Origin of the sequence: Streptomyces sp. NPDC002574 (assembly GCF_042889545.1) — a bacterium.
In the GTDB taxonomy this organism is placed as follows: domain Bacteria; phylum Actinomycetota; class Actinomycetes; order Streptomycetales; family Streptomycetaceae; genus Actinacidiphila.
This window is the reverse complement of record NZ_JBIARB010000006.1, coordinates 237,048-260,620: the sequence shown is the minus strand read 5'-3', so window position 1 is coordinate 260,620 and position 23,573 is coordinate 237,048. Positions and strand designations below refer to the sequence as shown.

14 protein-coding genes are annotated in these 23,573 nt (G+C 75.3%); 4 read left to right on the top strand and 10 right to left on the bottom strand.

Annotated features, from left to right (window positions below; translation table 11 throughout):
• Positions 1 to 25 precede the first annotated feature (25 nt).
• The 5 genes from ACFYXS_RS16280 to ACFYXS_RS16260 are packed head-to-tail and all read right to left on the bottom strand — an operon-like array spanning position 26 to position 12,327.
• On the bottom strand, positions 26 to 1,759 hold the full coding sequence (locus ACFYXS_RS16280) for a hypothetical protein (protein ID WP_389248413.1): 1,734 nt from the start codon (positions 1,757 to 1,759) through the stop codon (positions 26 to 28).
• Positions 1,756 to 5,301 carry a DUF5682 family protein gene (locus ACFYXS_RS16275; protein ID WP_389248411.1) on the bottom strand — a complete coding sequence of 1,182 codons (3,546 nt, stop codon included), beginning with the start codon at positions 5,299 to 5,301 and terminating at the stop codon, positions 1,756 to 1,758. Before ACFYXS_RS16275 ends, ACFYXS_RS16280 begins: the two co-directional genes overlap by 4 nt.
• A gap of 5 nt (positions 5,302 to 5,306) precedes the next feature.
• Positions 5,307 to 6,491: an AAA family ATPase gene (locus tag ACFYXS_RS16270; protein ID WP_389248409.1), complete on the bottom strand. Its 1,185-nt coding sequence runs from the start codon at positions 6,489 to 6,491 to the stop codon at positions 5,307 to 5,309.
• Complete coding sequence (locus ACFYXS_RS16265; protein WP_389248407.1) at positions 6,488 to 11,476, bottom strand: hypothetical protein; 4,989 nt, start codon at positions 11,474 to 11,476, stop codon at positions 6,488 to 6,490. The genes ACFYXS_RS16270 and ACFYXS_RS16265 overlap by 4 nt, the downstream gene beginning before the upstream one ends.
• On the bottom strand, positions 11,473 to 12,327 hold the full coding sequence (locus ACFYXS_RS16260; RefSeq protein WP_389248405.1) for a DUF4132 domain-containing protein: 855 nt from the start codon (positions 12,325 to 12,327) through the stop codon (positions 11,473 to 11,475). Before ACFYXS_RS16260 ends, ACFYXS_RS16265 begins: the two co-directional genes overlap by 4 nt.
• 154 nt (positions 12,328 to 12,481) lie before the next feature.
• On the opposite strand from ACFYXS_RS16260, the gene ACFYXS_RS16255 reads away from it, so the two are divergent.
• Positions 12,482 to 13,204 (top strand): transporter substrate-binding domain-containing protein, encoded by a 723-nt coding sequence (locus ACFYXS_RS16255; RefSeq protein WP_389248403.1) that lies wholly within the window; start codon positions 12,482 to 12,484, stop codon positions 13,202 to 13,204.
• A gap of 105 nt (positions 13,205 to 13,309) precedes the next feature.
• Here ACFYXS_RS16255 and ACFYXS_RS16250 read toward each other — a convergent pair whose 3' ends face one another.
• The gene (locus ACFYXS_RS16250) at positions 13,310 to 14,407 is read right to left on the bottom strand and encodes a glycosyltransferase (RefSeq protein ID WP_389248401.1); all 1,098 of its coding nucleotides are present in this window, start codon (positions 14,405 to 14,407) and stop codon (positions 13,310 to 13,312) included.
• A 1-nt stretch (position 14,408) separates the two neighbouring features.
• Positions 14,409 to 15,008, bottom strand: coding sequence for a TetR/AcrR family transcriptional regulator (locus ACFYXS_RS16245; RefSeq protein WP_389248399.1), 600 nt, complete (start codon positions 15,006 to 15,008; stop codon positions 14,409 to 14,411).
• A gap of 151 nt (positions 15,009 to 15,159) precedes the next feature.
• Between ACFYXS_RS16245 and ACFYXS_RS16240 the strand changes: the two genes are divergently transcribed.
• The 3 genes from ACFYXS_RS16240 to merB all read left to right on the top strand — a co-directional run bounded on the left by ACFYXS_RS16240 (position 15,160) and on the right by merB (position 19,866).
• Positions 15,160 to 15,699 carry an AAA family ATPase gene (locus ACFYXS_RS16240; RefSeq protein ID WP_389248397.1) on the top strand — a complete coding sequence of 180 codons (540 nt, stop codon included), beginning with the start codon at positions 15,160 to 15,162 and terminating at the stop codon, positions 15,697 to 15,699.
• A gap of 410 nt (positions 15,700 to 16,109) precedes the next feature.
• Positions 16,110 to 19,073 carry a glycoside hydrolase family 2 TIM barrel-domain containing protein gene (locus ACFYXS_RS16235; protein WP_389248395.1) on the top strand — a complete coding sequence of 988 codons (2,964 nt, stop codon included), beginning with the start codon at positions 16,110 to 16,112 and terminating at the stop codon, positions 19,071 to 19,073.
• Between the two features lie 91 nt (positions 19,074 to 19,164).
• Positions 19,165 to 19,866, top strand: a complete 702-nt coding sequence (gene merB / locus ACFYXS_RS16230; protein WP_389248394.1) for an organomercurial lyase — start codon at positions 19,165 to 19,167, stop codon at positions 19,864 to 19,866.
• A 60-nt stretch (positions 19,867 to 19,926) separates the two neighbouring features.
• On the opposite strand, the gene ACFYXS_RS16225 is transcribed toward merB, so the two are convergent.
• From ACFYXS_RS16225 to ACFYXS_RS16215, 3 genes are all read right to left on the bottom strand, one after another.
• On the bottom strand, positions 19,927 to 21,093 hold the full coding sequence (locus tag ACFYXS_RS16225; protein WP_389248392.1) for an MBL fold metallo-hydrolase: 1,167 nt from the start codon (positions 21,091 to 21,093) through the stop codon (positions 19,927 to 19,929).
• Positions 21,094 to 21,251: 158 nt separating this feature from the next.
• Positions 21,252 to 21,683, bottom strand: a complete 432-nt coding sequence (locus ACFYXS_RS16220; protein WP_389248390.1) for a PPOX class F420-dependent oxidoreductase — start codon at positions 21,681 to 21,683, stop codon at positions 21,252 to 21,254.
• Between the two features lie 7 nt (positions 21,684 to 21,690).
• Positions 21,691 to 23,544: a DUF2264 domain-containing protein gene (locus ACFYXS_RS16215; RefSeq protein ID WP_389248388.1), complete on the bottom strand. Its 1,854-nt coding sequence runs from the start codon at positions 23,542 to 23,544 to the stop codon at positions 21,691 to 21,693.
• Positions 23,545 to 23,573: the final 29 nt, after the last annotated feature.

The window sequence follows — 23,573 nt, the reverse complement described above, 5'->3', positions numbered from 1 at the left end:
GGCCGGGGCGACGTCGATCACCCGCTCACTCGCGGACGTCGGCGCCCCAGGCGGCGGCGCAGAGGGCGCGGTCGACCTCGGCGGTGTAGGTGACGGCGGCGAGCCAGGCGTGGGCGAAGTGGGCGGGGTCGGTGGGGAGGAGGCGGCCGAACGCGTCGCGGTCGCGGGTGGCCGCGCGGGCGTGGAGGTCGGAGAGGAGGTCGGCCGCGGTGGCGAGGCCGGCCCGGCGTAGGCGGTGGGTGTCGGCGGGGACGGTGGAGGAGAGGGCGACCACGCGGCGGCCGCCCGACACGGCCTGCTGGACGCGGCGGTGCAGCAGGTGCAGGGGCGCGTCGTCGGAGGCGGCGGGAGGGGCGGCGGTGACCGTGGGCGGGCCGGACGGGGGCAGGTCGGCACGTTGGAGGCGGTCGAGTCCTGCGTCGAGCCGTGCCTCGGGGTCCGTGGGGTGGCTCAGGGCGAGCAGCCGGGCGCGGGCGTGCGGTGCCGGGTCGAGACGGGCGATGACGCGCAGGCGGAGGCCGGGGGCGGCCGCGAGGAGTCGCAGATTGTCCCGGTACGGCAGGGCGGGGTGGTCGTGGGCGGCGGTCAGACGGAGCGTCAGGCCGTCGCAGTCGGCGAGCAGGCAGTCCCCTCCTGACTCGCGCACGGTGCCGGTGAGCGTGACGTCGAGGAAGAGCAGGCCGTCACCCGTGGCCAGCGCGCGGGCTGCCTGGTCGGCGGCGGGTACGGACCACAGCCGGTCCAGCGGCTCACCGGTCCAGGCCGCGCCGGAGGCCCGTACGGCCCGTACCCCGGCGCCCGCGCCGAGCCGGCCGGTGGGCGAGACGGTGGCGCCGGACACCGCGAGTCCCGCGCGGGACAACTCGCGGTGGGTCAGGGCCGTGTCGCCGATGCGGACGCTGCGGTCGGCGGCGCCGGTGGCCCTTCCGGGGCCACCGGGGAGGACGTCGGAGACGGTGTAAAGGCGGCCCTCGGCGTCGGCCGTCCATGTGACGGCGCCCGCGTGGCCGCTCGCGGTGAGCACGGGTTCGGAGAACAGGCCGTACAGCCGCAACGAGCCGTCCGGGGTGTAGGGCTGCCGTGCGGTGCCGCGCACGGCAGCCAGTTCGGGGCCCGCGGCGTACGGCAGGCGGTGCGCGGGGCCGAGCAGTTCGCGCAGTGCCTCGACGAGCTCGGCCAGGCGGTGGGCCGGGTCGCCGGAGCGTGCGGCACGGAGTCGGGTGACGACGGAGACGGCGGCCGAGGCGATCCGGGGCAGCCCGGCGACCCGGGCCGTGTGCGCCGCGCGCAGCAACTCCGCCTGGGGCACGGCGCCGGCACCGTCGACGCCCGCCTCGAGGACGGCGGCGGCCGCGCCGCGCACGGCGTCGGCGGCGGCGCGCTGCTCCGGGGTGGCGATCTCCGCCGCCTGGGGCGGCCCGGCGTCCCCGGTCTGGACGGCGCCTTCCGGATCCGTGTACTCCGCGTCGGCTTCGGCGACCGGCGCTGCGGAGGCGGCGGAGGCGCGGTGCAGACAGTCCGGGGCGAGCAGGCATCCGCAGCGGATCGCCTCGGTGCTCGTCACCCTGCCGCCGGGGGCGTGCAGTTCGAGGTCGGTGTCGTCGTCGATCGCGATGCGCATGGTGTCGCCGTCGCGGACGACCGGACGGTCGGCCAGCTTGGCGGCGCCCGCGTCGAGGCGTTTGCGCAGCCGGGGCGAGAGCGCCGCGACGAGGGCGGCGGTCACGGCGGGAGCGACCGGGGGCAGGTTCGGGTTCACGTGATCTTCTCCCCCACCCAGCGGGCGAGTTCGAGGGGGCTGAGGGCGGCCACGGGCATGCCCGCGGCGACGAGCTGACCGGCCACGCCGGTGGAGTAGCGGGGGCGTCCCGTGTCGTCGAGGCTCGCGCAGCCGAGCACGTGGCAGCCGGCGCCGACGAGCGCCCGGACCTCGGCGAGGAGTCCGCCGACCGGGTAGCCCTCCTCGAAGTCACTGACGACCACGACGAGCGTGCGCGACGGGACGGTCACCAACTCCCGCGCGTGGCGCAGTCCGGCCGCGATGTGGGTGCCGCCGCCGACGCTGACCTCCAGGAGCAGCGACAACGGGTCCGTGACGTGATCGGTGAGGTCGATGACCTCGGTGGAGAACGCCAGGAAGTGCGTCGACAGGGTCCGCACCCCGGCCAGGACGGACGCGGTCAGCGCCGCCCAGATCGTGGACGCCTCCATGGACCCGGACACGTCCGTGACGAGGATCAGCCGCCAGTCGGCGGCGCGTTGGGCCCGGGTGCGGAACACCGGGCGCTCGGGGACGACCTGGACCGTGCCGTCCGGGGCGCGGCGGGCGGTCGCGAGGTTCGCCCGCAGGGTGCGCGGCAGGTCGAGACCGCCGCCCGGCCGCCGGCTGGGTCGGGGCACGACGGCGCCGTGCAGCGCGGGGCGCAGGCGGGTGGCGAGCTGCCGCGTCAGGGCCTCGACGAGGCGGCGGACGAGGGGCCGGAGGGCCGCCAGCCGTGCCTCGGGCAGGCCTCCGGCGTGCGCGAGCACCGTACGCAGCAGCTCCACCGAGGGGCGCACGCTGTCCGGGTCGAGTTCGGTGAGGGCGTCCTTGCGGCCCGACGCGGCCGCCGCGGCGAGGACTTCCTCGCGGATACCGTGCCCGAACAGCGCGGCCAGTTCCTCCGACCACTCGCGCACCCCGGGGTAGGCCGCCTCCCGGCCCCCGCCGTTGCCGGCCGCCATGTCGCCGCGGCTCCCCTCGCCACGTCCCCGGCCGTACAGCTCGTCCAGCGCGGTGGCCAAGGCCGCCGCGCCGCGCGGCAGGCGCTCCGCCCGGCGGCCGAGCACGAGCCGCCAGCGGTCCGCCGCACCGATGGTGCGGGCGGACGGGTCGTCCGCCGTGCCGGGTGCGGAATCACGCGCGCCCGGCCCGGCGTCGTCCGCCCCCTCCGGCGACGGGGCGTCACACGGAGGGAGCAGGCCCAGGCGTTGCAGGGTGGTGCGGGCGGTGAGGTCGGCACGGGTCCACGCGGCGAGGGCCAACGGGTCGGCTCCCGCCGTGTCGGCGATGCCGCTGACGTCGAGACGTTCCTCGACGGCCGTCAGGAGCCGGTCGCGGGCGGCGGGGCTGAGGGTGTCGAAGCCGCCCCGGAGGGCGGGGAGTCGGTCGAGGAAGGCGCGGTCGGGGAGGTCGGCGACACGGTCGAGCAGCGGTTCCAGCGCCGGGGCGGCGGCTTCCAGGAGCGGGCCGGCCGCGGTGAGCAGGCCGGTCAGGCGGGCGCCGAGGGCGGCACGCGAGGGCGGGTCGGTCGCCCCGTCGAGCCACGAGGCGACCCGGGCGCCGAGATCGCGCGCGGGCTCGTGGCCCAGGAGGACACGGACGGCGCCGGCGGCACCGCGCATCAGGGGCGATCCGCCGGCCGCGAGGCGCGCGAGTGCGTCGGCGAGCCGGATGCCGCCGAACCGGTCCGCACGGTGGGCGAGTTCGAGCAGCGCGTGGGCGTCGGCGGGATCCTCGGAACCGGTGAGACCGTCGACCTGGCGTACTGCGGCGGCCGTCAGCAGGTCGGCAACGGCTTCCGCTCGAGCCGTGCGGTCCGCGTCGGGACCGAGGCCGGCGATGTGCCCGGCGCGCACGCGGTCCAGCAGTGCCAGGCCACCGAGGAGTTCGGGCAGGGTGCCGGTACCGGGCAGGACGCCCGCCGCCTCGGCCAGACGTTCGTCGGTGAGCACGGGCAGCCCGCACTCGGCGGCCTCGGCGAGGCCGCGCAGCGTCTGGGCCGCGGTGGGACCACCCTCGTCCGTCTCCGACCGGCGGCGCTCGCGGAGCACGCCCTCGGCGGCCTGGGCCGAGGTGACCCCGCGGGTGCCCGCGGCCGTGAGCATCGCGGCGGTCGCGGGGGTCCAGCGCACCTGCCAGCGGGTGGTGAGCGCGTCGGCGCCGCCGACGCCGCTGACGTCCCTCGGCTCGGCGTACGGCACGCCGCACACCGCCAGCCGGCGCAGGAGCAGTTCGCGCCGGCGGTCGAGGTCGGAGCGCAGCGGGTCGAGCCGCAGGTCCCGGGCGTCGGCGGCCGCCGTCGTGGAGTCCGGTCCCGGCAGTCCGAGCGCGGCGGCCTCGGCCTCCACCGCGGGGGCGAGTCCGCTGCGCGGGGCGCCGGGGGCGGGCCGCCCGCTCCGGCTGCCCACGAGGACGCGCTCCATGGCCCGCGCGACCGCTCGCCCCCGCCCGTACGGCTCGCCCTGCGTGAGCACGGTCTGCACGGCCTCGACGAGTTCGCCCCGCCCCGCGGCCGGCAGTCCGCGCAGCCGGGCAAGGTCGCCGGCGAGCCGGCCGATCTCCCGGGCGTCGGCCGGGCCGGACGGGTGGCCCTGTGCCCGCAGTTCGGCGCAGAGGCGGACCGCTGTGCGGATGAGCGCGTTCTCGAGCGCCTCGGGGTCGCCGGCCGTGTCGAGGACGAGGTGCTGCCATTCCGGGTCGCGGATGCCCGCGGGGTAGCCGGAGCGCTCGTCCAGCAGCGCATAGGTGTAGGGGATGAGGGAGGTCGTCCAGGGGCGGGCGTCCTCGCGCGCCGCTGTCCCGGTGTCCTCGCCCTCCGCGGACACGCCCGCGGGGGTCGCCCCCGGCAGCAGTGCCGGGGCGTGGAAGGCGCCGACGACCACGGCCGCTCGGGCCCCGCCGGTCGTGGCGTCGGCGAGGCGGGATCGCATCCACGCCTCGCGCCGCAGGTCGAGTACGGGAACACCGCCGGAGGCTGCCGCGTCCTCGCGCAGGGCCCATCCCGTCAGCAGGGCGGCACGGCGCAGCGCCTCGGGCGTCGAACCGGGGGCGGTGGCCTCGACGAGGCGGTCCCACAGGTCGTCCCCGGGGCGTCCGGTGACGTGGTCGCCCAGGGCCGCGTGGAGTCCGGGCCGCCCGGACTCCCCCGCCGCGCCCGGTGCTTCCCGGCCGACGGCCCACGCGCGATCGGCGAGCGGCAGGTCGCAGGCCACGGCCGGGACGCCGTGCCGGGCCGCCCAGCGCACGGCGGCGAGCTCGGGCGAGAAGTCGGCGAAGGGGTAGAAGGCCGGACCGCCGCCCGCTCCGTCGCCGGGGGCGGCGGCGAGGGCGACGGGTGCCCGGGTCTCCTCGTGGGCGAGCCAGGGCAGCCATTCCTGCATCTCGCCGGGGAGTTCGACGAGCAGGACGTCAGGCTTCGCGTCGTCCAGCAGGGCGGGCACGGCGGCCGCGAGCGACGGCGCGTGGTGGCGCACACCGATGAGGTACGGCGCCGCCGTGTCCGTGAACGCCGCGAGGGCGGCGTCGGGGGTACGGGACACGGCCGTCAGCCCTCCAGCACGGTGCGCAGTTCCCACAGGGTGCGCCAGGTCGGGGAGCCCTGCTCGGCGCGGCACCGGACGGGACCGTCCCAGTAGCCGAGCAGCCGTGCCGCGTCGGCCGGGTCGTCCTTGCGCACCACGCCGAGCAGATGCCCGGGCAGCAGGCCGAGCACGTCGCGGTCGCCGGGGAAGTACGCGGCGGCCAGGGCGAGTGCGCCCGCCACCGACACGGCCTCGGCGGTGCTCATGACCGTGGAGGGGCGCTCCACCTCCCAGCCCTCGGCGGAGCGGCCCTCGCGCAGGTCGCGGAAGGCGGTGACCAGGGCCTCCAGGACGGCGTCGTCGACCTGGTAGGGCGCCCCCGCGCGTTCGACGGCGGCGCGGGACTGGCTGCGCACGAGCGCGGTCTCGGCGTCGAGGTCGCCGATGGGGCCGACGGTCTCGAAGTTGAAGCGGCGCTTGAGGGCGGCGGACATCTCGGAGACGCCCTTGTCGCGGAGGTTGGCGGTGGCGATGAGGGTGAAGCCGGGTGCGGCGTGCGCCAGGGCATCGTCACCGCCCGCGAGTTCGGGGATCGCGATGCGTCGCTCGGAGAGCAGGGAGACCAGGGAGTCCTGTACCTCGGGAAGGCAGCGGGTGACCTCCTCGACGCGGGCGACGGCGCCGCGCGACATGGCCGTGAGGACCGGCGAGGGGACGAGCGCCTGCCGACTGGGTCCCTGGGCGAGCAGCAGGGCGTAGTTCCAGCCGTACTTGAGCTGGTCCTCCGTCGTGCCGGCCGTGCCCTGGACGACCAGGCCGCTGGTGCCGCAGACGGCGGCGGACAGCAGCTCGGAGAGCATCGACTTCGCGGTGCCGGGCTCGCCGACGAGCAGCAGGCCGCGCTCCCCCGCGAGCGTCACGACACAGCGCTCCACCAGGGCGCGGTCGCCGACGAACTTCCCCTCGACCACGAGCCGGCGCGGGACGCCGTCGGGCACCACGGCGTCCTCCGGCAGCTTCAGCGGCTGTCCGCCGCTGCCCATGACGAAGGTGACGACGGCACGCGGGGTGAGCCGCCAGGCGGGCGGGCGGGGGCCGCCGTCGTGGGCCGCGAGGAAGGCCAGCTCGGTGGCGTACCGGTCCTCGGGCGGGGTGATCTGCCGCCGCGCGGGCGTGGTGGGGTCGGCGGGGGGTGCGGTGGTGGTCATCGGCGGCGGCCCTTCCGGGTGGCGCGGGTGGTGAGTTCTTCGAAGGCGGGGGCGTCGCCGTCGCGGACACGGTCCCAGGCGGCGGTGAACAGTTCGGGCACCGGGAGCAGCGGGACGGTCCTGACGTGGTCGCGCACGGGGTAGAGGCCTTCCTTCCAGGTCTCCACCGGCAGGGCGGGTGCCTTGAGGTCGCGCCAGCCGCAGGGCAGGAAGAGCGTGCGCCCGGCGCGCGGACGGCGGGCCTCGACGACCAGGCCGCTCGCGGCGAGTTCGGTGCGGGCCTTCTTCGTGCGCGCGGGCTTCCAGCCGGTCCAGCGGACGCAGTTGCGGTCCGTGGGGTCGGGCAGGGCGAGCAGTTGCAGGTAGAGCGCGGCCGCGTCCTCACCGAGACCGTGGGCGGCGGCGACCTCGGAGACGAGGCCGGGCACGGTGAGGGTGGGGTCCTGGGCATGGCCGGCCGGGGCGTCGGGACCGGTGCCCGCGGCGAGCGCGCGCTCCAGCCCGTGACCGAGGACGGCGCGCAGGCTGCGCAGGGCGCCACCGCGGTGCGGACCGACCAGTCCCTCGACGAGGCCGAAGACGGAGTCGTCGGGGCCGGTCAGCCCGGCCGGGCGGACGAGCACCGCCTCGGTGTCGCCGTACCAGGGGCGCAGCACCAGGGCCTCGCCGGCATGGGTCAGGCCATGGGCGTCGGCGCCGCCGGTGGCGGGCAGTCCGTAGGCCTTGCGGAGCTGGACAGCGGTGGAGCCGCCCTTCTCCATCCACTCGATGTCGGCGTCGACGAGCAGTCCGGGATCGGCGAGCCGGCGGCGCAGCGCGGTCAGGCCGCCGGGCAGCGCGGCGCGCAGCGGATGGCCGTACGGCAGGCCGTAGGCGAGTTGTGCCAGCGCGGCGACGGAGCGGGGGACGTCCTGCCGTCCGGGCAGCGCGTGGGGGTCCTGGGGGACGAGGTCGCCGTCCTTGTCGGGCCGTTGCACGGTGGTGCGGCTGAGCCACGGGGTCAGGGCGGGGTTGAGGACCGCCTCGGCCGCCGCGGCCGGAACGCCGGCGAGTTCACCGGCCACCTCCTCCGGCACACGGACGAAGTCGCCGAGCCGTTCCGCCCAGACGCGGCCGGCCGCCGCGATGTCGGGCCCGGTGGTCCACAGTTCGGCCGGGTCCTCCGGCAGAAGGGCGCCGGCCAGGGCCGCCTGGTCGTCCTGATCGAGTGAGCCCAGCAGGCCCTCGCCGAACTCCCCCTGCCGCGGCTTCAGTCCGACGACCGCCAGTGCCGAGGTGTCCGGGTCCTTGGGCAGGCCGGCCAGCAGCAGTGTCGCCTGCACGGGGCCGAGGCCGCCGCCCGTCGCCGCGACGAGCTCCCCCGGGCCGTCCTCCCGCCAGGGCGTCGCGCCCTTGTCCCGCAGGAGCCGGGTCAGTTCGTCCAGTCGCCCGGCGGGAAGGTCCGGGGCCCGGTCGGTCTCCTCCTCCGAGGTGAAGTGGGCGACGGCTCCGAACGCCCCGGAGGGGTCGTGGTCGAGGGCGACCCATCGGACGTGATCACGCTGTCCGTCGACGCTCTTGCAGGCGAGGATCACCACGGTGCGGTCACCGCGGCGCAGGACCTGCCCCACCCGCTGCTGCGTCTCGTGCTTCTCCCGGAGGACGACCTCGCGGAGCCCGCCCCCGGGTGCCGCCAGCCGTCCTTCGCCGATCGCCTCGAAGAGCAGGCACAGCGCCTCGCGCTCCTTCGCCGGCACGGCGGGGGACGCCGCCCGGAAGGCCAGCGCGCGCAGCCCGCCGAGGACGGACGGCCACGCCAGCCCCATGCCGGGAACCGTGTGCTCGTCGCTGTGCCATCCGTCTCCGGGCGCGCCGATCCTGTCCCGGCCGGGGAGCGGCTTGCCCTCGGCGGGCCGGCCGGACAGTACGTGGTTCACGGAGTGGATCTGCCGGAGTGTGGTCCACTGCGTGTCGCCCGACCACCAGGAGTAGATCTGCTCGGCGATGCCGGCGACGGCGCCGCGCAGAGTGTGGTCGTCGCCGTGCTCGGGGCTGTGGTCGGCGAACATGCCCTCGGTGCGGTTGCGTGACTGCGCCGTCCGATCCGCGGGCGGTGCCACGAAGCCGGTCACGCCCTCCAGGTGACGCAGCACGCTCTGCACGAGCGCGCCCACTCCTTCGAGCATCCGCTTCTCGGTGAGCGCCGGGAGGGCCCGCGCCACGCAGGCACGCGCCAGGACGGCGGCGGAGGGGCCGGTGTACTCCTTGGTGCGGGCCACCTCTTCCCGCCGTTCGGCGAGGGCGCTCGCGGTGGTCCTCAGCACGTCGGCGGCCTGCGCGTCGGTGAAAGCGCGCAGTATGGCCGAGCCCTGCTCGTCGCGGGGGCGCAAGGCGTGCCAGAAGGCGAGCGGCGGGACGAGCCGGGTGCCGGCGGCGAACTCCCCGCCGTTCCCGCACAGCGACAAAGTGGCGAGTTCGTCGGTGCCGGTCGTGTCGCCGGCCGCGTGGAGCGACACCGACTGGCGGGTGTGAGCCACGACCGGCTCCGCGCCACCGGGCAGCCGCAGGGCGCCGAGCGGCACGGTCCGGGACCAGCTCTCCGCCTTCCGGGCGGGGAAACCGACGATGCGGCCGTCGGGCGTGCCGGCGGTGCAGCGCGCCTCCGCGCCCGCACCCTCGACGCGGACCCAGCGGCCCAGGACCGTGCCGTCCGTACCGAAGGGCGTTCCCTCCAGGCCGGGTTGAAGCGGCAGGACCTCGCAGTCGTCCTGCTGGAGCCGGGCGCCCTCGCGGATGCCGGAGCGCAGGAAGGCGGGGAGCGAGGCGCGGCCGTGGGTGCCCGTGACCGGGTCGTACTCCACCCAGACCTGTTCGCGGCCCTGCTTGCCCTGGCGCCAGAAGGAGGTGCCATCGCCGAGGACCGGGTGGCTCGGCGGCACCACCGTGTCACCGGCGTGCAGGGTGCGTCCGCCGGTGGCACGGCCGCCGCCGGGGAGGGGGATCGAGGGCGTGGCGACCTGCGCGTGCCCCCACGTCGGAACGGTCTCGCCGCCGAGGGTGAGGATGTCGGCGGGCCTGGCGGACCAGTAACCGCGCTGTTTGTCGCCCTCCCGCCACATCACGAGGAGTTCGCCGTCGGTGTAGCGGAAGTGCGGCTGGTGCCAGCGGTCGAGTTCCACGGGGATGCGCAGGTCGTGTTCGAGGAGCACCTTCTCGGGGCCGACGACAACGACCTTGTGCTTGCGGACGAGGACGAGGGCGGGCCAGGCCTCGGTGATCGCGAGCGAGTGCTCCCCGGGAGACGCGACGACAGCGGCGTCGAGGAGTTCCATGGCCTCCTCCAGTGCCGGCCAGCCCAGTTCGTCGAGGATGCCCTCGCGCAGGGTGTGGCCGAGCAGCGGAGCGAGGTCGTGACCGGCTACGCGGGCGAGGGCGGCGGGGTTGACCCGCGCCGCGACGGACCGGAAGGGCCGCATGCGGCTGAGGGCGGTGCGGGAGGCGGGCAGGCCGCGGGCGCCGGTGAACTGTTCCGCCGCCTCGTCCAGCCAGGCGTGCAGGACGGTGCTGAGCACCGGGTGCTCGGCCAGGGCTTCCAGTGCCGCCGGCTGCGTGCGCTGGTCGCCGAGTTGACCGATCGCGTGGTGCAGCAGGCGCCGAAGGCGCGGGTCGGCGCCGGTGGCCACGAGGTCGCGCTGTCCGGTGCCGCGGTCGAGCAGCCACGGCGCGAGCGGCAGGTGGACGTTCGCGGGGTCGTCGGGGACGGTGAGCGGGACGCCCTCCGCCGCGCAGAGGTCGAGCAGGTCGAGTTCGGCGCCGGCGCGCCAGCGGGCCGCGAAGAGGTCGACGGGGCGTCCGCCGGCGCGCAGCCGGGGAGCCATCCGGGCGACCAGGGCGAGAGTGGACGCGGAGCGTTCGGAGCTGGGCGAGCCGTGCTTGCGGTGCGTGGCCCAGCGGGTCAGCCAGTCCGCCGCGTCGACGGCCGTCGCGGTCTCGCCGGCCTCCCCGGTCAGGAGGGTGTCGGCGCCGGTCTCGGCGAGCAGCGCGAGCCAGAACTCGTCGTGCTCGGGGTCACGGCCGAGGCCGGTCGGCATGATCTCCAGCAGCCGGGCCCGTACCGCCGGTTGCCGCTCGGCGAGCACCACCAGGGTGGGCCGGTAGGCGGTCCAGAAGGAACCGGGCGCGCGCACGACGGCGGGCGAGGCCAGCAGGTCGGCGACGAGGGCGCACTCCTCGCTGACCCGGTCCAGCCCGGCGGCCTTGATCAGCCCGCGGGCGTCCTGCGGCAGCGAGGCGTACGGCGGCATCCCGGCCGCGCAGCGCTCCACGGTGAGTTGGCGGAACTGCCGCCAGGCCTCGGACGGGTCGAGGCGCAGCGCGAGGTCCTTGACGTGCTCCTTGAGCGCCTTGACGGTGAGCGCGCCCGCGAAGGCGAACTCCAGGAACACGGCACGTTGGCGGTCCTCGTCGACAGCGAGGCCGTGGACGCGCTCGGCGGCGCGGGCCTTGCCGAAGAAGGCGGCGGCGTAGGTGGTGTTCTCGTGCTGGAGGAAGACCCGGGCGGCCTGCTCGTGGAAGGTGGGCAGGAAGTGCGGCACGGCGCGGCCGAGGCGTTCGGCCAGGGCCTCGAAGCCGTCCTTGGCGGCTCCGGCACGGGATTTGGCGATCCGTGCGAGCCGTTCGATGTCCTTGACCAGCGCGAGCGCGTGGTGGCCGTTGGCCGGGTCGTTGACCAGGGCCCAGGCGGGGAAGCCGAGGGTCTCCCGGCGCACCTGGCCGACCTCGGGCGTCTCCGGCTCGCGGATCAGGCCGAGGAAGTCCAGTGCCAGGTCCTCCGCCGCGCCGAGGGTGCCCGGGACGAGCCGGACGACACGGCGGCCGTCGAGAACGGGGTGGGTGTAGCCGCGCACGGTGAGGGTGTCGGCATCCTCGCCCGCGGTGGTGCCCAGGGGCAGCACGGCTCCGGCGTCCAGCAGCGCGGTGACGGTGTTCCGGTCGGGGGTACTCATGCCGCCTGCTCCTCGTCCTCGATGTCGCGGCCCGCGTACAGGGCGGCCGCCATGCGCATGCCTTCCGACCAGGCGACGGCGCCGACCTGACCGAGCTTCAGGGCGCGTCCCGCGCTGTCGGTCCAGGACAGGGGGCCGGTCTCGGTCTCGCTCCAGCCGTCGTAGTCGCCGATCCAGATGCGGGCCTCGACGGGCCGGCCGTCCTCGAGGACGGGGCAGACGGCGTGCCCTCCGCGCACCCGGTAGCCGAGCGAGGTGGCACGGCCGTGCAGGAAGCGCAGCTCCTTGAAGGTGCCGCCCGCGTAGTCCTCCACCGTGGTGCCCTCGGGGTCCAGGTCCGCCGGGCGGTGCCAGACCTCGCGGAAGAGCTGCTGGGCCCGCTGCTCCACGCCCAGCTCGACCGCGAACTCGCGCAGGTCATCGAGGTCGTCCAGGAGGACGGGGTGCGGGATGCGGACGAGTTCGGGGGCGATGCGCACGGTGTCGCCGTCCAGGTCCACCAGCCCGAGCCCGCGCTCCGTCCCGGCGTCCCGCAGGAAGCCGGCGACCTGCCCGTCGGCGCCGGTCACGACGACGTCACGCAGGGCCGCCTGCCAGGCCGGGTCGGGCCACACCGCAGCGACGACGGCGATCGGCACCGGCAGCGAGCGCACCATCCACCGCTCCACGTCGGCCAGGCACTGCCGTTCGTGCCGTTCCAGCCATTCGGTGAGCTGACGCAGCCCCACCACCGCGGGATCGTCGGCCAGTTTGCCCGGAACGGACTTCAGCCGGCGGCCGGCCGCGTTGCGGCAGACGACCTTTCCGTCGTCGAGGGAGACCTCGTAGTCGCCCGCCGTCACCCACCCCATCGTGTGCCTCCCTGCACCGGGTTGATCAAGTGACCGGAACTGTAGGCGGGGGCACTGACAACACCGCCGCAGGCCTGTGGAGAGAGGGGCACGGGGGCCGCCGACGCGTGCACCACCTGCCACGATGTCGGTGGGGACTCCTACACTCGGCCCCATGACCATCGCAACGACCGACGTCATCGGGGACTTGGCCCCCACCGGAGTTCTGCGGGCCTCGATCAACCTGGGCAATCCGGTACTGGCGCACGGCACCGAGCGCGAGCCGGGCGGCGTGACCGTCGCCATCGCGGGGGAGATCGCGGCACGGCTGGACGTGCCGGTGGAGTACCTGTGCTTCGACGCGGCCCGCAAGTCCTACGAGGCGATGGCGACGGGCCGCGCGGACCTCTGCTTCCTGGCCGTGGAGCCCGCCCGCGAGGCGGACGTGGCCTTCACCGCCCCGTACGTGGTGATCGAGGGTGTCTACGCCGTGCCGCGGGACTCCACGATCGTCACGGCGGCCGACGTGGACCGGCCGGGTGTGCGCATCGGCGTGAAGCGCGGCTCGGCCTACGACCTCTTCCTCACCCGCACCCTGCGGCACGCCGCGCTGGTGCGCGGCGACGAGGGCGTGGACGTGTTCCTCGCCGAGGGCCTCGAGGTCGCGGCGGGCATCCGCCAGCCCATGACCGGCTTCGTCGCGGACCGACCCGGACTGCGGCTGGTCGAGGAGCGGTTCATGGAGATCCGGCAGGCGGTCGGCACGACGAGGAAGCGGCGGCCCGAGACGGTCGCGTTCCTGCGCGCCGTGGTGGAGGAGCTGAAGGCCGGCGGTTTTGTGGCCGCCGCGCTGCGGGACTCGGGGCAGTCCGAGACGCTGGTCGCACCGCCCGCCTAGGCGCACGGCCGCTCGCGGTCGCCGGCAGCCGTGCCGAGCTGCCGGGCGGTTCGGCGGTCCCGGCACGACTGCCGACGATGCGTCACCGGTCGCCGGGAAGGACCGTCAGACGGGAGCCGCCGCGAGCGCGCCGATCCGGTCGGCGGCGGCCGCGGCGCCGCCGCGGGCCCGGATCAGGGCGCCGAGCCGGGCGGCGGCCTGCCGGTGGGATGCGGAAGTGAGCAGGTCGGCGATGGCGGCGCGGATGCGGGCCGGGGAGGCGTTCCGCCGGACGACCCGGGCCGCACCGTGCTCCTCGACGACCTTTCCGACGGCCGGCTGGTCGAGCATGGGGTGCATCGGCATGACCACCAGCGGCAGGTCGTGGGCGAGCGCCTGCATGGTGGTGCCGTGGCCGCCGTGGCCGACGACGAGCGAGACCTCGGGCATCACCTCGTCGTGCGGGATGTACCGGTGGAGTTCGGCGTTGCGCGGCGCACGCATCGTCGACGGTTCGACGGCGTCGCCCGTGGTCACCACGGCGTGCACGGGCAGGTCCGCGACGGCGTCCAGGATCGCCTGGAGGGCACGGGCCTGCGCGGGGTAGTGAATGGTGCTCAGGCTCACCAGGATCCGCTGCCCTTCAAACCTGGCAGGCCGAGCCGCGCCGGGGAGCACCGGCCCTGTGTGGTGGACGTTGGGCGGTCGCGAGCCCGACCGCGCCGGGTCCAGTTCGGGAAGGGCGGTCACGAGCACCTCCTCGGCGGACGCCCAGAGCCGCAGCGGGCGGTACCCCTTGAACGCGGCACCGACAGCGAGGGGGCCGCGGCTCCAGCTCCTGGTCAGGTACCCGTGGAAGGTGTGCGCCAGCACCACGTGGCGCAGCCCCGTCTCCTGGGCGGTCCGCAGCGCGGAGAAGCTCAGGCAGTCGATCACCGCCAGGTCGGTCCGCTCGCGCGCCACGGCGGCCGCCAGGTCCCGGCCGGGCCCGGCGTCCGTGAACATGCCCAGGTAGCCGGCCGGGCTGGTGCGCGCCGTGGCCGACCAGGGCCGGGCGGTGTCACAGGACTCGAAGCGGAACCCCGCCGCCTCGACCGTCCCGCGCTGCTGCGGGTGGCCCAGGAAGCGGACCGTGTCGCCGCGCCGGGCGAGTTCGGCGGCCATGCCGAGGGCCGGCGGCACATTGCCGCCGCCCTCCCAGGTGACGAACAGGATGCGGGCCATCTCAACGCTCCTCCCCCACGGTCCCCAGGACCGCGTCGATCATGAACCTGACCCGCTGTTGCGCCTGGCGCCGGTCCAGTTCCCGGTCGCGGCACAGCAGCTTCCATGTGTAGACGTCGGTGGCGACCACCAGCAGGTCGGTCACCAGCTCGCGTTCCGCGTCGGTGCGATCGGACAGCTGCGGGGCGAAGACCTGTTCCACCCAGGCTCGGTGCAGTCGGCGGCCCTGCTCGGTCACCGACCGCACCCGTGGGTCGCCCAGTTCCTCACCGAGCAGTCGCAACACCATCTCGCCGCGCAGCTCGTAGTGGTCGTAGAGCACCTCGACCGCCGTCGCGGCATCGCCCACGGGCGCGGCCCGCTCCTCGCGGACCTCGTCACGGACGTACGCGGTCACGGCCTCGAAGAGCCCGTCCCGGCTTCCGAAGTGCCGCAGTACGGTCCGCACACTGACCCCCGCGCGGGCCGCGACGTCGGCGACGACGATCTCCAACGACTTGGTCTCGTTCGACAGTTCGAAGGCCGACTGCATGATCCGGCGGCGTGTCTGCGCCGTGGTCTCCGCCCGGGCCTTCATCTCATAGGTCCGTTTGTTGTCCATGCGGGTTCCAGTGGACCACCGACGTAATTTCGTGTCAATGGACGTGACACGAAATCGGCCGCTCCCGCGTCCGCGGCGCGGCGTCCCCGACACGTCGGCGAAGTCGGCCGAATGGGGTATTCCGGCCCCTGCCGGTGGCTAAGGTCGCGGCATGCTAGCCGTGTTGGTCAACGGTCTGCCCGGTGCCGGGAAGACGACGCTCGCGCGGGCGCTCGCCCGCGAACTGGAACTCCCCTTGCTGAGCAAGGACTCCGTGAAGGAGACCCTGGCCGACACCCTGGCGCCGCTGCGCCCGGCGGACCGGACTGCGCGCGAATGGAGCCGGTCGCTGGGGGCGGCGGCGGCCGAGACGCTGTGGACACTGCTGGCGGACGCGCCCGTGGGGGCGGTGCTGGAGAGCCCGTGGCTCGCGCACACGCGACCGCTGGTGGCCGCGGGGCTCGCGCGCGCCGGGGCCGACGACGTGCACGAGGTGTGGTGCGCGGTGCCCGCGGAGACGGCGCGCCGCAGGTTCCGTGAACGGGCCCACCAGCGGCATCCGGTGCACACCGAGGTGACGCGATTCCCGGAGGAGGACTGGCCGTTGTGGGTGGAGAACGCCGTACCGCTCGCCCTGGGCCGGGTGCACCGGGTGGACACGACCCGTCCGGCCGGCGTGAAGGCGCTGGCCCGCGCGATCACCGGGGGATGAGGCCCGCGGGCGGCCACCCGGGCCTTCCCCGCGGGTTGCCGCAAGGGGCTGCGCGAGGCCCGCGCGCCGCCGTAGCCTTCCCGTGCGAAGGCCGGTCCGCGAGGGGGCGCAGGGGGCCGCGATGAGAGGCACGTCCCGGGGCATCCGCACGACGGGCCGCCACCGCCCGCAGCCGCACGCCGCCGCCTTCGCGGTCCGCCGGTGCCGTCACGGCCGGAACACCCGTACCGCCCCGGCCCGCGCCGCACGCAGCGCGCGTAGGGCGTCCGGCGTGGTCCCTCCCCGCGCACCGGGGCGCCTCCTGGCGCCGCACCCCTCCCCATGATCACCTTCGTCAGCGGGTGGCCCGCACCCTCACCGTCCACGAGCCCGGTGCGCCGGCCGGCGCGCCGGGCCGACCGAGGAGCCGTATGAGCATGCCCCAGCCCCGGCAGGCGTCCGCGCGAACGCCCGGGGCACCGGAACTCCCTTACTACGAGGACTTCTCCCCCGGCCACGGCGCCCTGCCGCCGCGTGCCTGGACCCCCGCCTCGGACGCGGCGCGGCTGAGCCTGAACGGCCTGTGGCGGTTCAGGCTCTCCCCGTCCGCGGAAGCCGAGGACACCTCCTTCGTCCGCCGGGACTTCGACGCCTCGCGCTGGGATGTGCTGCCGGTGCCCTGCCACTGGCCGCTGCACGGCCATGGAGCGCCCTGGTACACCAACGCCCGCTACCCCTTCCCCGTCGACCCGCCGCACGTCCCCACCGAGAACCCGACCGGCGACCACCGCCTCGCCTTCGCGCTGCCGGACACCTGGCCCGCGGACGGCGAGTGCGTCCTGCGCTTCGAGGGGATCGAGTCCTGCGCGCGGATCTGGCTCAACGGCGAGGAGCTGGGCGTCTTCAAAGGCAGCCGGCTGCCCGCCGAGTACGCGGTGGGGCATCTGCTGCGCCCGGTCGGCAATGTGCTGGCCGTCCGCGTCCACCAATGGTCCTCCGGCAGTTACCTGGAGGACCAGGACATGTGGTGGCTGCCGGGCGTCTTCCGCGACGTCATGCTGCTGCACCGGCCGGCGGGCTGCGTGCCCGACTTCTTCGTGCACGCCGCCTACGACCACACCCGCGGCGCGGGCACGCTGCGCGTCGACGCCCCGTCCGGGTGCCGGGTCACCGTGCCCGAACTCGGCGTCGACATCGCCGCCGGCGAGTCCGTCACGCTGCCCGTCGAGCCGTGGAGCGCGGAGGTCCCGCGCCTGTACGCCGCGGAACTGGCCGGCGAGGGCGAGCGCGTCCCGTTCCGGATCGGCTTCCGCACCGTCGCCGTCGAGGACGGCGTCCTCACGGTGAACGGCCGGCGCGTCCTCTTCCGGGGCGTCAACCGGCACGAGTTCCATCCCTCGCACGGGCGGGCCCTGGACCTCGCGACGATGCGCGAGGACGCGCTCCTGATGAAGCGTCACAACATCAACGCCGTCCGCACCAGCCACTACCCGCCGCACCCCGCCTTCCTGGAGATGTGCGACGAACTGGGCCTGTGGGTCGTCGACGAGTGCGACCTGGAGACCCACGGCTTCGGCGAGGTCGGCTGGGCCGGCAACCCCGTGGACGACGACCGCTGGACCCCGGCGCTGCTGGACCGCGCCGACCGCATGGTCGAGCGCGACAAGAACCACCCCTCGGTGGTGATCTGGTCGCTGGGCAACGAGTGCGGCACCGGCCGCGGCCTGACCGCCATGGCCCGCCGGATCCGCGAGCGCGACCCCGACCGTCCGATCCACTACGAGGGCGACCTGTCCTGCGCCGACACCGACCTGTACTCGCGGATGTACGCCGACCACGCCGAGGTCGAACTGATCGGCCGGCGCGAGGAGCTCCCCTGGGGCGACCCGGAACGGGACGCCAGGCGTCGCGCGATGCCCTTCGTCCTGTGCGAGTACGCGCACGCCATGGGCAACGGGCCGGGCGGCCTTCTCGAGTACCAGCGGCTGTTCGAGGCGCACGAGCGCCTGCAGGGCGGCTTCGTGTGGGAGTGGATCGACCACGGCATCGCCCGCCGCACCCCCGACGGCCGCCGGTGGTACGCGTACGGCGGCGACTTCGGCGAGGACATGCACGACGGCAACTTCGTGTGCGACGGGCTGCTCTTCCCCGACCGCACGCCCTCCCCCGGCCTCGTCGAGTACAAGAAGGTGATCGAGCCGGTCCGCATCGAGGGCGATGCCGCCGCGGGCACCGTGTGCGTCACCAACACCCATGACGTCATGGACCTTTCTCACCTGCGCTTCACCTGGACGTACGAGGTCGACGGGGTCACCGCCGCGCAGGACTGCCTGGCCGTGCCGCCGCTGGCACCCGGCGAGTCGACCGAGCTGAAGCTGCCCGAGCCCGCCGCGTCGGACCTGGCAGGGGAGGCGTTCTGGCAGGTACGCGCGGTCCTGGAGCGGGACATGCCGTGGGCACCGGCCGGGCACGAGGTGGCCTGGGGCCAGTGGCCCGCCCTCGTCCCGTCCACCGCGCGCCCCGCCGCGGGGGGTTCCGCCCCGCACGCGCCGCGGGCCGCCGAGGGAGGTGTCGTACTGCTCGGTCCCGGGACGTTCGACGCGGCCCGCGGGGAGCTGCGGCTGATCGACGGTTACGCGGTCTCCGGTCCCCGGCTCGACGTGTGGCGGGCCCCGACCGACAACGACGAAGGCGCCCCCTGGCAGCCCGACGTGCGCTACGGGCAGTTGTGGCGGGAGGCCGGACTGCACCGCATGCGGCACCGCGTCGACGAGGTCGTCGTGGAGGACGGCGGCCTGACCGTGCGGACCCGGGTCGCCCCGGCCGCCAAGGCGTTCGCGCTGCGCACCGTCTACCGCTGGACCGCCGACGGCGACCGGCTGCGCCTGGAGGTCGACGTCACGCCCGAGGGCGAGTGGACGCTGCCGCTGCCCCGGCTCGGCGTCCGCCTCGGCCTGTGCTCCACCCTGACGTCGGCCGAGTGGTACGGCGGCGGACCGGGCGAGGCCTACCCCGACACGCGCGCGGCGTCCCGCATCGGCCGCCACACGGCGCCGGTCGAGGCGCTGCAGACGCCCTACGTCCGCCCGCAGGAGAACGGCGCCCGCGCCGACGTACGGTGGGTGCGGCTGCGCCGCGAGGACGGCACGGGAGTGGCCATCGAGGGCGAGCCGCCCTTCTGGTTCACCGCCCGGCTCTGGACGACCGAGCAGCTGGACGCCGCCGCGCACACGACCGCGCTCGTGCCGGGCGACACGCTGTGGGTCAACCTCGACCACGGCCAGCAGGGCATCGGCAGTCAGTCGTGCGGACCCGGCGTGCTCCCCCGGCACCGGCTGGACGCCGCCCCCGCGTCGTTCTCGTTCACCTTCTCCTCGCTCACCGGCGACCACTGACCCCGGCGCCGCCGGACGGCTTCCCGCCGTCCGGCGGTGCGCGCCGGGGTGCAGGCTGGGGACGCCGGCCACAGCGACGTCAGGAGCAGCGATGAACGCATCCGCCCCTTCCTCACGGGCAGCGCGGACCGAGCGCGTCCGTACGGCGGTCTACTCCCACTTCGCCGCCACGGGCGGCGCCCCCTCCGTGGCGGACCTCGTGGCCCGGACCGGTCTGCCGTCCTCCGACGTGCGGAGCGCGCTGTACGCCCTGCACGAACACCGCGATGTGGTCCTCGACCCGCGGGGGCCCGAACGAATCGCCATGGCGCACCCCTTCGCGTCGATTCCGCTCGGCTTCTCGGTCATGGGCCGCGGCACTCTGTGGTGGGGCGGCTGCGCCTGGGACTCGTTCGCCGTCCCGCACCTGCTCACCGACGAGCCGGACGTGCTGGTCGCCACCCGCTGTCCGGCGTGCGACACCCCCCACGCCTGGGTGGTGGGCCGGCAGGCGCCGCCCCCGGGAGACCAGGTCGCCCACTTCCTGACCCCCGTGCGGCACATCTGGGACGACGTCGTGCACGCGTGCGCCAACCAGCGCGTCTTCTGCTCCGCCGACTGCGTCCACGACTGGCTCGAGGAGGCCGGACTGACGCCCGGCTACGTCATGGACCTGCCCACTTTGTGGAGGCTCGCAAGCGGCTGGTACTCGGGCCGCATGGATCCCGGCTACGTCCGGCGCGACCCCGCCTCGGCCGCGTCCTACTTCGCGGGCGTGGGTCTGCGCGGGCCGTTCTGGGGCCTGGACGACTGACCCGGCCGCCCCCGCGGGGCGGCGCGGGGGACCGGGTCGGCGGGTCGATCCGGGGGCCGGCTACGCCGTGGCGGTGTCCGCCTGCGGGGCGGCCGTCCCGTTCCCGTCGGCGAGGGCGGGCCAGGCGCGTCCCTCGCCGCCCTTGGCGACAGCCCGCCACCAGGGGTCGAGGGGCAGGCCGGCGGCGGGCTCGAAGGGCTCGCCGGGGCGGGGCACGGCGACCCGGGCACCGGAGGCGCGGGCGGCGGCGACGGTGCCCTCCGCGGGCGCCTCCCAGGGGTGCGGCGCGAGGTTGAAGGTGCCCCAGTGGATCGGCAGCATCAGCTCGCCGCGCAGGTCGCCATGGGCGCGGACGCCCTCCTCCGGCGTCATGTGGATGTCGGGCCAGAACTCGCTGTAGGCGCCGATCTGCACCATCGTGGCATCGAAGGGGCCGTAGGAGGCACCGATCTCGGCGAATCCGGGGAAGTAGCCGGTGTCGCCGCTGTGGTAGACGCGGTGCTCGGGGCCGGCCACGACCCAGGAGGCCCACAGGGTGTGCTGGGTGTTGCGGATGGCCCGGCCGCAGAAGTGGCGGGCGGGCGTCGCGGTCAGGGTGAGCCCGCCGACCTGCGTGGACTCGTGCCAGTCCAGCTCGGTCATGCGGTCCGCGGGGACGCCCCAGCGCTCCAGGTGCGCCCCGACGCCGAGCGGGACCACGAAGCGCGTGCCCGTACCGGCCAGCGCCTTGATCGTGGGCATGTCCAGGTGGTCGTAATGGTCGTGCGAGATGACGATCGCGTCGGCCTCGCCCAGTTCCCGCAGCGCCACCGGGGGCCGGTGCAGCCGCTTGGGCCCGATGAAGGAGAAGGGGGAGCAGCGCTCGCCCCATACGGGGTCGAAGAGGACGCGGTGCCCGTCGATCTCGGTCCAGACCGTGGAGTGGCCCATCCAGGTGAGCCGCAGTCCGGACGCGGGCGGTGCCGCCAGATCCGCCAGGGTGGACCCGTACAGCGGGATGTCGCCGCCCGGGGCGCGGCGCACCCGGTCCTCCTTGCGGAAGTAGGAACGCGCGAACCGCAGCATGGAACCCGAGGGCGCCGTCCGGGCGCTCACCGGGTTCGTGAAGACGCCGTCGGCGAAGTGGGGCGACCGCTGGATGCGCTCCATCCTTTCCCCGTAGGGATTGTCTCCGAAAGCGGGGATGAGACGGGCGAGCGGAGAACGCTTCGGACTGGAGCCGGTCACGGCACCTCCCGGTAGTCGGCGGTCACGATCGCGCCGTGACCGTGCGGGTCCCGGCAGCACCAGTATGTACAGCGACAACTCCTACATCGGTCATTCCAGTTCCGCGCCCCGTTGTCCATCCTGTGCACGTCCTGTCACGGGGCGCGGACCCGGCGTGGCTATCCCGTGGCGCGGGGCTGCCCGTAGGCGCGCTCCACATGCAGCTTCAGGACCAGGCGTTTGTCCTCCACCATGGCGCGACGGTAGTCGTCCCAGTCGGGGTGCTCGCCCTGCACGGCCCGGAAGAGGTCGATGAGTTCCTCGACGGTCGCGTCGTTCCGGTCGGCGGCGACGGGGGTGAGTTCGGCCGTGCCCTCGGCGACCGTCCAGGCCCAGCGGTCCGTGGTGGTCACGTGGTAGCTGGCGCGGGGGTCGCGCCGCAGATTGCGGGTCTTGGCGCGGTCGTCGGTGAGGGAGACCCGCAGCACCCGGGTCGCCGGGTCGTAGTGGTGGGTGACGTTGGAGATCTGGGGACGGCCGTCCCGCTTGATCGTCACCAGCTCGCCCCCGTGGGTGTCGGCGAGCAGTCGCAGCAGTTCCGTATCGCTCATGCCCGCCTCAACGACCGTCCGGGACAGAGGATTCCACGACCGCGCCATCCGGGGTGAGGTGCGCGTGATGGGCCGTTCCGTCCGCCCAGTGGACGGTCACCTCGTGGCCGGCGGAGGTGCTGCGCACCTCCGCCTTCGCCGCCGCGGACAGCGGTTCCGGGTCCGGTACGCCGGTCAGCCGCGCGGCGCACACGAAGAGATCGCCGCGCTCGCCGCGGTTCCGGCCGGCGCCGGTGGTGACACCGTCGGCGGCCGGGACGACGGCGTGCGGGGTGCACGCGGTCGGCGCGGGCGGCAGCGCGGGGGCGTCGCCGAGTCCGTGCAGCGGCAGCAGCTCGGAGCGCAGCCCCTCCCCCGCGGGCCAGCCGGTCTGCCGCACGGCCGTGCCGGGCTCGGCGCCGGTGACCAGATGGAGGCGGACCTCGGCGGCGCCGCGGGCCAGGACGACGGCGACCACGCGCACGCCCTCGCCGGCCGTCGATCGCGAGGCGGCCCAGCCCTCGCCCGCGCCGAGCGGGACGATCCCGGCCCGCGCGGTGACCGAGCCGTCGGCGCGGACCAGGCCGAAATGGTTGTCCGGTGAAGCCGCGACAGAGACCGGCGCCGTGGCGCTGGAGTACGCGAGGCGGGTGTAGTGCGGGTCGTAGCGGGCGTCCTCGCTGCCGTGGTTGTGCAGGCGCACGACGCCGTCCGCCACGGTGGACTGCAGCAGCCAGTTGGGCGCCGGCAGCGCGGTCAGCGCGTCGGCCCGTTCGGCGGGCGCGGCCTCCTCGGTGGCCGTCCACACCTCGTGGTCCGCCGGGAGCAGCAGCCCGAGGAATCCCTTGCTCGCCCAGTACGGGGACGCGGGCCCGGAGTACGCCTGGAGCACGGGCTCGTACGGGCCGTGCCAGCCCAGCGACAGCAGCCCGTCGGGCCCGGCCGCGCCGCGGTCGAGGAAGTGGCGCAGGGCGCCGGAGGCCAGCCGCCGGTTGGTGCCCGGGGTGAGCGGGGTGTGGCCGGTGAGCGCGCCGAGCCACAAGGGGCCGGCGGTGGCCATGCGGTAGGTGAGGGAGCGCCCCTGGTGCACGGGCGAGCCGTCGGAGCCGAAGAGCCGGGCGTAGTCGGCGAGGTGGACGCGCAGCCGCTCGCCGTAGCGGTCGAGGCGGTCGGTGTCTCCGGAGAGCCACGCCTCCAGCACGGGGTACAGGTGCAGGGCCCAGCCGTTGTAGTAGTCAAAGGCCCGCCGGTCGCCGTCGGTGTACCAGCCGTCGCCGACGTACCAGCGCTCGATGCCGTCCAGGCCGCGGGTGACGGCCCCCTGGTCGCCGAGGAAGCCGGCGACGGTGACGGGGAACAGCTCCCAGTTGCAGGCCCAGGGTTCGGCGGTGACCGCGCGGGACAGCCACGCGCGGGCGCGCTCGCGCACCGCGTCGTCGAGGTGGTCCCAGAGCCAACGGCGGGTCAGGCGCAGCGCGAGGGCGATCGAGGCGGCCTCGACCAGGGGCTGGCTGCGGTCGGCGACGACCGGCCAGTCCTCGGGCCCGTCCCCGCCGGGGCGGGCGGTCCCTGCGGCCAGACCGTCGGCGTACCGCTCGAGGAGCCCTTCCGGGTCGTCGCCGCCGGCGCCCGCGACGCGGATCGCGGCGAGCAGGAAGGTCCGCGCGTAGCCCTCCAGTCCGTCCGAGCGCCCGCCGGAGCTGCTGGGGCGGCCACCGGGCAGGTGGTAGAGCGCGCGGCCCGGGGTGGCGTGCGGGGCGACGGCCGCGAGCAGCCCGTCGGCGACGGCCTCCCAGTGGGCCCGGGTCCATCCGGTGCACGGGCTCAGCACCCGGTCCTCGGGCGGCAGGACGAAGGGGTGCGGGGGCGCGGAACGGGTCACGGGGTGGCTCCTCTCCGGCCGCTGGGTGG